Origin of the sequence: Mycobacterium sp., assembly GCF_019247615.1 — a bacterium.
Taxonomy (GTDB): domain Bacteria; phylum Actinomycetota; class Actinomycetes; order Mycobacteriales; family Mycobacteriaceae; genus Mycobacterium.
This window is the reverse complement of the sequence record NZ_JAFBAT010000210.1, coordinates 1-9,408: the sequence shown is the minus strand read 5'-3', so window position 1 is coordinate 9,408 and position 9,408 is coordinate 1. Positions and strand designations below refer to the sequence as shown.

Annotated in this window: 9 protein-coding genes and 1 pseudogene; 6 read left to right on the top strand and 4 right to left on the bottom strand. The window is 65.5% G+C overall.

Annotation, left to right across the window (positions count from 1 at the left end):
• The 5 genes and pseudogenes from JO059_RS14600 to JO059_RS14580 form a co-directional block, all read left to right on the top strand.
• Positions 1-77 (top strand): annotated as a pseudogene (locus JO059_RS14600) (NrdH-redoxin); the annotation flags it as partial.
• A gap of 43 nt (positions 78-120) precedes the next feature.
• Positions 121-573, top strand: coding sequence for a class Ib ribonucleoside-diphosphate reductase assembly flavoprotein NrdI (gene nrdI, locus JO059_RS14595; RefSeq protein WP_293319868.1), 453 nt, complete (start codon positions 121-123; stop codon positions 571-573).
• Positions 543-2,708 (top strand): class 1b ribonucleoside-diphosphate reductase subunit alpha, encoded by a 2,166-nt coding sequence (gene nrdE / locus JO059_RS14590; RefSeq protein WP_293319866.1) that lies wholly within the window; start codon positions 543-545, stop codon positions 2,706-2,708. The genes nrdI and nrdE overlap by 31 nt, the downstream gene beginning before the upstream one ends.
• 68 nt (positions 2,709-2,776) lie before the next feature.
• On the top strand, positions 2,777-3,517 hold the full coding sequence (locus JO059_RS14585; protein WP_293319864.1) for a TetR/AcrR family transcriptional regulator: 741 nt from the start codon (positions 2,777-2,779) through the stop codon (positions 3,515-3,517).
• 90 nt (positions 3,518-3,607) lie between these two features.
• The gene (locus JO059_RS14580) at positions 3,608-5,149 is read left to right on the top strand and encodes an NAD(P)/FAD-dependent oxidoreductase (protein WP_293319870.1); all 1,542 of its coding nucleotides are present in this window, start codon (positions 3,608-3,610) and stop codon (positions 5,147-5,149) included.
• Here the strand turns inward: JO059_RS14580 and JO059_RS14575 are convergent.
• Positions 5,111-6,019, bottom strand: coding sequence for an SDR family NAD(P)-dependent oxidoreductase (locus tag JO059_RS14575; protein ID WP_293319862.1), 909 nt, complete (start codon positions 6,017-6,019; stop codon positions 5,111-5,113). The two genes, JO059_RS14580 and JO059_RS14575, sit on opposite strands and share 39 nt — an antisense overlap.
• Positions 6,020-6,120: 101 nt before the next feature.
• Here JO059_RS14575 and JO059_RS14570 point away from each other — a divergent pair, with 101 nt between their 5' ends.
• Entirely contained in the window at positions 6,121-6,693 is a 573-nt protein-coding gene (locus JO059_RS14570; protein WP_293319860.1) for a TetR/AcrR family transcriptional regulator, read from the top strand.
• On the opposite strand, the gene JO059_RS14565 is transcribed toward JO059_RS14570, so the two are convergent.
• From JO059_RS14565 to JO059_RS14555, 3 genes are read right to left on the bottom strand one after another with little or no spacing between them, the layout of a single operon-like run.
• Positions 6,676-7,218, bottom strand: a complete 543-nt coding sequence (locus tag JO059_RS14565) for a TetR/AcrR family transcriptional regulator (RefSeq protein WP_293319858.1) — start codon at positions 7,216-7,218, stop codon at positions 6,676-6,678. The genes JO059_RS14570 and JO059_RS14565 overlap by 18 nt on opposite strands.
• Positions 7,202-7,645, bottom strand: a complete 444-nt coding sequence (locus tag JO059_RS14560; protein ID WP_293319856.1) for an SRPBCC family protein — start codon at positions 7,643-7,645, stop codon at positions 7,202-7,204. Before JO059_RS14560 ends, JO059_RS14565 begins: the two co-directional genes overlap by 17 nt.
• A gap of 40 nt (positions 7,646-7,685) precedes the next feature.
• Positions 7,686-9,260, bottom strand: coding sequence for an NAD(P)/FAD-dependent oxidoreductase (locus JO059_RS14555; RefSeq protein WP_293319854.1), 1,575 nt, complete (start codon positions 9,258-9,260; stop codon positions 7,686-7,688).
• Positions 9,261-9,408: the final 148 nt, after the last annotated feature.

Sequence of the window (9,408 nt, the reverse complement as noted above, 5' to 3'; positions counted from 1 at the left end):
TGGCGGGGAACGACCACTGGTCGGGTTTCCGGCCGGATCGGATCAAGGCGCTCGCCGGCTCGGCGCTGAGCGCGTAAGCAGCCGGTGACGGCGGACGACAAGTAAGGAGGTTGCGGTGCTATGGACAGCACGCGGCGCAACCTCGTCTACTTCTCGAGCGTGTCGGAGAACACCCACCGCTTCGTGCAAAAGCTGGGTCTTCCCGCGACGCGGATACCGCTGCACGGCCGCATCGAGGTCGACGAGCCATATGTGTTGGTGGTGCCGACGTATGGCGGCGGACGGGCCACTCCGGATATCAATGCGGGTGGCTATGTCCCCAAACAGGTCATCGCGTTTCTTAACAACGAGCACAACAGGTCGTTGATCCGCGGCGTCATCGCCGCGGGTAACAACAATTTCGGCGCCGAATTCGCCTATGCGGGCGACGTCATCTCCCGCAAGTGCGGCGTTCCGTATCTTTACCGCTTCGAACTGATGGGAACCCCGGACGACGTGGATGCCGTCCGCGCGGGGCTCGCCGACTTCTGGAAGGAACTGACGTGCCACCAACCGTCGCTGCAGAGCCTGTAATCTCCGGCGCGCACGCCCTGCCGGGGGAGACGGACTACCACGCGCTCAACGCGATGCTGAATCTGTATGACGCCGACGGCAAGATCCAGTTCGACAAGGATCGGGAAGCCGCGCATCAATACTTCCTGCAGCACGTCAACCAGAACACGGTTTTCTTCCACAATTACGACGAGAAGCTCGACTACCTGATCCGCGAGAACTATTACGAGCGTGAGGTTCTCGACCAATACTCGCGCAACTTCGTCAAGACGCTGCTCGACCGCGCCTACGCCAAGAAGTTTCGGTTCCCGACGTTTCTCGGCGCTTTCAAGTACTACACGTCCTACACGCTGAAGACGTTCGACGGCAAGCGTTATCTGGAGCGTTTCGAGGACCGGGTGGTGATGGTGGCGCTGACATTGGCCGCCGGCGACACCGGGCTGGCCGAGAAGCTGGTCGACGAGATCATCGACGGTCGGTTTCAGCCAGCCACCCCGACGTTCTTGAACTCGGGCAAGAAGCAGCGCGGTGAGCCGGTGTCTTGTTTCCTCCTTCGCGTCGAAGATTGCATGGAGTCGATCGGGCGATCGATCAACTCCGCTTTGCAGTTGTCCAAGCGCGGCGGGGGAGTTGCGTTGCTGCTGAGCAACATTCGCGAGTACGGCGCTCCGATCAAGAACATCGAGAACCAATCCTCTGGCGTCATCCCCATCATGAAGTTGCTCGAGGACTCCTTCTCATACGCCAATCAGCTTGGTGCGCGCCAGGGTGCCGGGGCGGTGTACCTGCACGCGCACCACCCCGACATCTGCCGCTTCCTGGACACCAAGCGGGAGAACGCCGACGAGAAGATCCGGATCAAGACGCTGAGCCTGGGCGTGGTGATTCCCGACATTACCTTCGAGCTGGCCAAGAAGAACGAGGACATGTACCTGTTCTCGCCCTACGACGTCGAACGGGTCTACGGCATGCCGTTCGCCGACATCTCGGTGACCGAGAAGTACTACGAGATGCTCGACGATGCGCGCATCCGCAAGACCAAGATCAAGGCGCGGGAGTTCTTCCAGACGCTGGCCGAGCTGCAGTTCGAATCGGGCTACCCGTACATCATGTTCGAGGACACGGTCAACCGGGCCAACCCGATCGAGGGCAAGATCACGCACTCGAACCTCTGCTCGGAGATCCTGCAGGTCTCCACGCCGTCCGAGTTCAACGAGGACCTGTCGTATGCCAAAGTGGGCAAGGACATTTCGTGCAACCTGGGGTCGCTGAACATCGCCAAGACGATGGACTCGCCCGACTTCCCCCAGACCATCGAGGTGGCCATCCGCGCGCTGACGGCCGTCAGCGACCAGACGCACATCACGTCGGTGCCCTCAATCGAGCAGGGCAACAACGACTCCCACGCCATCGGGCTGGGACAGATGAACCTGCACGGCTACCTGGCCCGCGAGGGCATCTTCTACGGGTCCGAGGAAGGCATCGACTTCACCAACATCTACTTCTACACGGTGCTGTATCACGCGCTGCGGGCGTCCAACCGCATCGCGATCGAACGCGGCACGCACTTCAAGGGTTTCGAGCGATCCAAGTACGCGTCGGGAGAGTTCTTCGACAAGTACACCGAGCAGGTTTGGGAGCCGGCGACCGACAGGGTGCGCCAGCTGTTCGCCGATGCCGAAATCCGCATCCCGACGCAGGACGACTGGAAGCGACTCAAAGAGTCGGTCCAGGCGCACGGCATCTACAACCAGAACCTGCAGGCGGTGCCCCCGACCGGGTCGATCTCCTACATCAACCATTCGACGAGCTCGATCCACCCGATCGTGTCGAAGGTCGAGATCCGTAAGGAGGGCAAGATCGGCCGGGTCTACTACCCGGCGCCCTACATGACCAACGACAACCTGGACTACTACCAGGACGCGTACGAAATCGGCTACGAGAAGATCATCGACACCTATGCCGCGGCCACCCAGCACGTCGACCAAGGGCTCTCCCTGACGTTGTTCTTCAAGGACACCGCCACCACCCGCGACGTGAACAAGGCGCAGATCTACGCCTGGCGCAAGGGAATCAAGACGCTCTATTACATCCGGCTGCGCCAGATGGCGCTCGAGGGCACCGAGGTTGAGGGCTGCGTCTCCTGCATGCTGTAATCCCCTCCCTGAGCCCAGAACATCCGGTCTGCCCAGGTCAGCCCTGGCCGAGCGGTAAAGTGCGTGACGTGGTGAAGATTCCCCGACCCCATCCGAGCGTGAAGCCCGGGGTGAAGGTTGACGCGCGCAGCGAACGCTGGCGCGAACACCGCAAGAAGGTGCGCGGCGAAATCGTCGACGCGGCCTTTCGTGCCATCGACCGCCTGGGGCCCGAGCTCAGCGTGCGGGAAATAGCCGAGGAGGCAGGCACCGCCAAGCCCAAGATCTACCGCCACTTCCACGACAAGTCCGACCTGTTCCAGGCGATCGGAGAGCGCCTGCGCGACATGCTCTGGGCGGCGATCTTCCCATCGATCGACCTGAAAACCGATCCGGCCCGCCAGGTGATCAGGCGCGCGGTCGAGGAGTACGTCAACCTCGTCGACCAGCACCCCAACGTCTTGCGGGTGTTCATCCAAGGCCGCTCAGCGGCCACTCCGCAGTCGACCGCCCAGATCCTCGACGAGGGTCGCGGGATCACGCTGGCCGTGGCCGACATGTTCGACAACGAGTTGCGGGAGATGGAGCTGGATCACGCTGCGCTCGAACTCGCCGCGCACGCGGCCTTCGGGTCCGCCGCGTCGGCCACCGATTGGTGGCTCGGCCCCGACCCCGAGAGCCCGCGACGCATGCCGCGCGAGCAGTTCGTCGCGCACCTGACGACCATCATGATGGGGGTCGTCGTCGGGACCGCAGAGGTGCTCGGCATCACCGTCGACCCCGACCAGCCGGTCCACAGCGTGGTGCCCAGCAACCCGGCCGCGAGCTGAGGGGTTTGGGCACATTCGTGCCATCCGATACCCTGGGTACTGGGTATTTGCGTGAGCTAACAGGAAGACCGATCCGCCGTGACCGATGCCATGACACAAGTCGAGCCGACCCAGCGAGCCCAGGAGCCGGTGCAGACCCGCGCTCTGATCATCGGGACCGGTTTCTCCGGCCTCGGAATGGCCATCAAGCTGCAGCAGCAGGGCGTGGACTTCCACATCCTGGAGAAGGCCGACGACATCGGCGGCACCTGGCGCGACAACAGCTATCCCGGCTGCGCCTGCGACATCCCGTCGCACCTGTATTCGTTCTCCTTCGAGCCCAAGCCGGACTGGAAGAACCCGTTCTCATATCAGCCCGAGATCTGGGACTACCTCAAGGGCGTGACCGAGAAGTACGGTCTGCGCCGCTTCATCGAGTTCAACTCCCTGGTCGACCGCGGCTACTGGGACGATGACGAGTGCCGGTGGCATGTATTCACCGCCGACGGGCGTGAATACGTCGCCCAGTTCCTGATCTCGGGCGCCGGCGCGTTGCACATCCCGTCGTTCCCCGACATCGAGGGCCGCGACGAATTCGCCGGTCCCGCTTTCCATTCCGCCGAGTGGGACCACAGCGTCGACCTGACCGGCAAGAAGGTTGCGATCATCGGGACGGGCGCCAGCGCGATCCAGATCGTGCCCGAGATCGTTGGGCAGGTCGCCGAATTGCTGCTCTACCAACGCACCCCGCCGTGGGTGGTGCCGCGCTCCAACCCCGAGATCCCGCCGGCGCTGCGAACGGCCATGGAGACCGTCCCCGGGCTGCGCGCGCTGGTGCGCCTGGGGATCTACTGGGCGCAAGAGGCGCTGGCATTCGGCATGACCAAGCGTCCCAACGCGCTGAAATTCATTGAGGCGTACTGCAAGTGGAACATCTATCGCTCGGTGCGAGACCGCGAGCTGCGTCGCAAGCTGACCCCGAACTACCGCATCGGGTGCAAGCGAATCCTGAACTCCTCGACCTACTACGGCGCCGTCGCCGACCCGAAGACCACATTGATCACGGACTGCATCACCCGCATCACGCGCGACGGGATCGTCACCGCGGACGGCACCGAGCACCGGGCCGACGTGATCGTGTACGCCACCGGCTTCCACGTCACCGACTCCTATACCTACGTCCAGATCAAGGGCCAGCACGGCGAGGACCTGGTCGATCGCTGGAACCGCGAGGGCATCGGCGCGCACCGCGGCATCACCGTCGCCGACGTGCCCAACCTGTTCTTCCTGCTGGGTCCCAACACCGGCCTGGGCCACAACTCCGTGGTGTTCATGATCGAATCGCAGATCCACTATGTCGCCGACGCGATCGCGAAATGCGACAAGATGGGCGCGCGGGCGCTGGCGCCCACCCGCGAGGCGCAGGACCGCTTCAACGACGAGCTGCAGCGCAAGCTGGCCGGCTCGGTGTGGAACACCGGCGGCTGCAGCAGCTGGTACCTCGACGAGCACGGCAAGAACACGGTGCTCTGGGGCGGCTACACCTGGCAGTACTGGCGGGCGACCCGCTCGGTCAAGCCGGAGGAGTACCAGTTCTTCGGGGTCGGCAAGGGCTCACGCGCCAACCGCCGTTCGGCGGCCCTGGGCCGCTGAGCTTTTCGCAAAAGACCGAAGGTTCAGGCGCACGATGCGGTCCAGCACCCGGTCGGATACCACGCGGCTGATCCGCACCAGGATCGCCGCGTCGCGCCCGATGGTGTAGCGCGTCCGGGGACGAGATGCCGTCGCGGCGTTGGCGATCACCTGTGCGGCGTGTTCGGCCGAAACGCCATCCTCCCCGAACGACCGGGCCTGGGCCGTGACGGCCGCGGCGAGATCCTCGTAGCGCGCGACCTGGTCCGCGGTCATGTTGGCCTGCAACGCTTCCGCGGTGGCGATTCCGCGTTCCGCCATTTCGGTCTTGACGGCGCCGGGTTCGACGACGACGACCTTGATCCCCATGTCGCGGACCTCACGACGCAGCGCGTCGCTGACCGCCTCGAGCGCGAACTTCGAACCGGCGTATGCGCCGTAGGTCGGCAGGACCACCTTGCCGCCAACGGAGCTGATGTTCACCACGGTGCCCGAGCTGCTCAGCAGGGCGGGGAAGAGCGCCTGGGTCATCGCGATGTGGCCGAACAGGTTGACCTCGAACTGGCGGCGCCACTCGGCCAGGGGCAGCGTCTCGACCGGCGCGTTGATCGCGATCCCAGCGTTGTTGATCAGCGCGCGCAGCGGACGACCCAGCGGGTCGCGGGCGACCCGGTCGGCGAGCGCGGCGATATCCGACTCGACGGTGATGTCGAGGATGTGCGGCTCGATTCGCTCGGCGCGCAGCGCATCGGCATCGACGTCGCGGCGTACCCCGGCGAGCACGTGAAAACCCCTGCGCGCCAACTCTCGTGCGGTGGCCGCGCCCATGCCGGTGGAAGCGCCGGTGACCACGATCAGCTCGTTGCGGTCGGCGCGATTCGAGGAATCCATGGCGGGGCTCCGTCCGGGGGCTCGTTTGAGTGAACGTTGTCAACTGAAACTAGACGTTTGAGTTGACATTGTCAACCGGGTGCCGGGCTTATGCTCTGCGGGTGAGGACGCGAGCGGAAAGTGCCGCGGCCACCCGCAGTTCGCTGCTCGAGGCCGCGGGGGCCTTGCTCGACCTCGGCGGGGTGGAAGCCGTCACGCTGCGTGAGGTGGGCGCTCGGGCCGGCGTCTCGCACTCGGCGGCGTATCGCCACTTCGCCGACAAGGAATCGCTGCTCGCGGTCCTGGCCACCAACGCGCTGCGCGAATTGGGCGATGCCCTCGAGGTTTTGGCCAACAGCGACGACCCGCCCGAGGAGTCCTTGCGCGCCGGGCTGCTCTCGCTGATCGCGATCGGGCGCGCGCGGCCGCACCTGTACCGGTTGATGTTCGTCCCGCCCGCGGGTGATGCGACCGAGGCGGCCCGGGCGGCCGAACGCGCGCAAAACCTGTTTCTCGACATCGTGGGTCGCATCACCGGTCCGGCGCACGCGAGACGCTACGGGGCGCTGCTGTTGACCAGCGCCCACGGCATCACCGGTTTGGACCTCAGCGGCCACATGGACCTGGACAAGTGGCACACCAACGCCGAGGAACTCGTCGACACGCTGATCTCGGTGTTACCGAAGCCGAAGTAGTTCGGCGAAAGCCGTTGCGGCCGCGTCGACGCCGGCCTCGTCGTCGGTGGCCACGAGGTCCAGCAGCAGCCCGCGCACGACCGCGAGGCCGAGCCGCGCCATCGCCCGATCGATGGGGCCGCCGGTGACGGCTTCGGCCTCGTCAAGCCAGCCGTCGACGGCGCCGGGAACCATTCGCACGAAAGGCTTTTCGCCCTGGGCGGCGCGGGCGTAGCACTCGAAGAACAGGCGTTCCAGGTTGCGCAGGTCGGGGCGGCGAACGTCCGCCCACATCTCGGCGAAGCTCTCGGCCGGCGTCGCGGGCAAGTCGCGCAGCACCCCCATCTGGCGGCGTTCCACCTCCTCGACGATCGCCACCAGCAGGTCCTCACGGGACCCGAAATGGTGCAACAGCATTCGATGGCTGGTCCCGACGGCGGCGGCCACGTCGCGCAATGATCGGTCGCCGATGCCGCCCGCGGCGAACTCCGCGATCAGCGCGTCGAGCAGTTGCCGGCGCCGTTCGGTATCAGGGGTGCGCGCCATCGGCGCGGCTGAGCTGCTCCGACCGGGCCTTGAGGCCTTGGGCCTCCATTTCGAGGAAGCGCTTGGTCTTCTTGACCATCAGCCGCCCGACCAGCGCGCCGAGCGCGCCACCCTGGTCGAGCTGCTGGCGGACCTGGGTGCGGCCGTCCTGTGGCGTGACATGGTGGCTCGCGCTCACCCGCACGCCGGGGGAGCGTTGCACCCACGTCCAGGATGAGCCCGGCCGGAGCTCGGTGACCTGCCAGACCAGCTTTTGCAGGCCGGGCTGCTTGATCGCGAACCGTCTGCCGACGGCGAGGGTGGGGCCGTCCAGCCCGACGAGCGACGTCACCGAGGCGGTCCAGTCCGGCCAGTGCTCGACGTCGCTGAAGACATCCCAGACAAGCTGCGGCGGCGCATAGATCTCGATGCTGTCTTCGGTAAACATGTACCAAATGGTACATGACAGGCAGCGTCCTGCATAGGCCTCAAGCCACGCGCGCGTAGAGGTGCTTCAGGGCCGCCTCGGCGCCGTTCCACCCGGGGATGCCGGTCACCCCGGGGCCAGGGTGGGTGCACTGGCCGCACAGGAAGAGCCCGTCGACCGGGGTGGCGAACTTGTCGGCGCCCTCCACGACGCGGCCGGTCCACAGCTGGTTGGGCTGCAGCAGCCCGTGTGAGTAGTCGCCGGCATGGGCGCTGAAGGTGCTGCCGAAATAGCGGTTGGAGAACACGACGCGGTTGGTGACCGAGTCGGCGAACCCGGGCGCGAATCGGTCGAAGATGTTGACGCAGGTGTCGGCGTATTGCTCCTTCCAGCTTCGGTTTTCGTCGGCGTCCAGCCCGGTGGGGAAGTACGGCGTGAAAATCGTTGCGCTGTGCTTCCCTTCGGGCGCCAGCGACGAGTCGACCATGCTGGGGATGTACAGATAGGTGGGCGGGGCGTGGGGCAGCTGCCCCTTGCGGTACTGCTCCCACGCGTCACTGATGTACTCCGGCGACGGCGCATACGCGACCGTGGGGCACCATTGCCCGTTGTCGTGCATGTAGGGCTGCAGCCGCTCGATCCATTGGGGCGCTTGGTCGATCGTCAGGTGTGCCTGAATGTAGCCGAGGTTGAAGTTGATCTCCTTGACCTTGCGGATGTAGTCGGGCGGGAAGTTGTGCGCCCCGGCGAGATTGACGAACGTGGTGTAGGGGTCGAGCGAAGAGAGCACCGTGTCGGCCGAAATCGTTGTGCCGTCGCGCAATTGGACTCCGGTGGCGCGTCCGTCGGCGACCAGGACCTGCTTGACGTGCTGTTTCATCTGCACCTCGGCGCCCAACGACTCGGCGCGGCGGCACAGCGCCGCGCTGAGCGACCCGATCCCGCCGCGCGGCATGATGTATTCGACGTTCCCGCCGCCGATCAGGTAGTGGTACAGCGTCGACGCGTTCGAGCCCGGGGTCCAGGGGCCGCCGTCGAAGGCGTCGATGGACATCGCCGCCAGCGAGCCCTGGACGCAGCGGGCCTGATCGGGCGCCAGGAACCGGCGGACGGTGTCCATCGTGCTGCCGTACCACATCTGCGCGAAATCGTGGCGGTCCTCGGGTGTGGGCTGGGAGGCGATCACCTCGATGATGTCGAGCGGCGGCCCGAACGCCGAGTCGACGAAATACGGTGCGAACCGACCGATGTGGGCGAAGAGCGCGCCCAGGGCCGCCGCGGTGTCGGCCCCGTGATCGTCGAGCAGGTGGCGCGCCATGCGTTCGAGGTCGTTGTACATCACGAACGGGGTGTCGGCGGAGTCTCCGAACGTGCATGTCGAGGTCCACTGATCCATCAGCTCGAATTCCCACTTGGTCAGCTCCAGCCGCTCGGTCATCTCCCGCCGCCAGATCAGCACCGCCCAGGCGCCGACGCTGTGCTTGTAGCCGTCGAAGAGCTCGCGGGTCGCGGCCATCCCGCCGAGGAAGTTGGCCCGTTCCAGCACAAGGACTTTGGCGCCCCCCTTGGCCAGCACGTTGGCGGCGACCAGACCGTTGTGGCCGGCCCCGATGATGATCGCGTCGTAGTCCGACATGGGAGACCTCCTGCTCGCTTGACGCGACAATGTCATACCTGACATATTTGCGTCAATAGTGACATTTGGAGGGTCGATGCTCGCGGTGAGCCGCAGTGCGCGCACGCGCCTGGCGCTGCGACAGGCGGCGATGCGGCGCTTCGTCGCC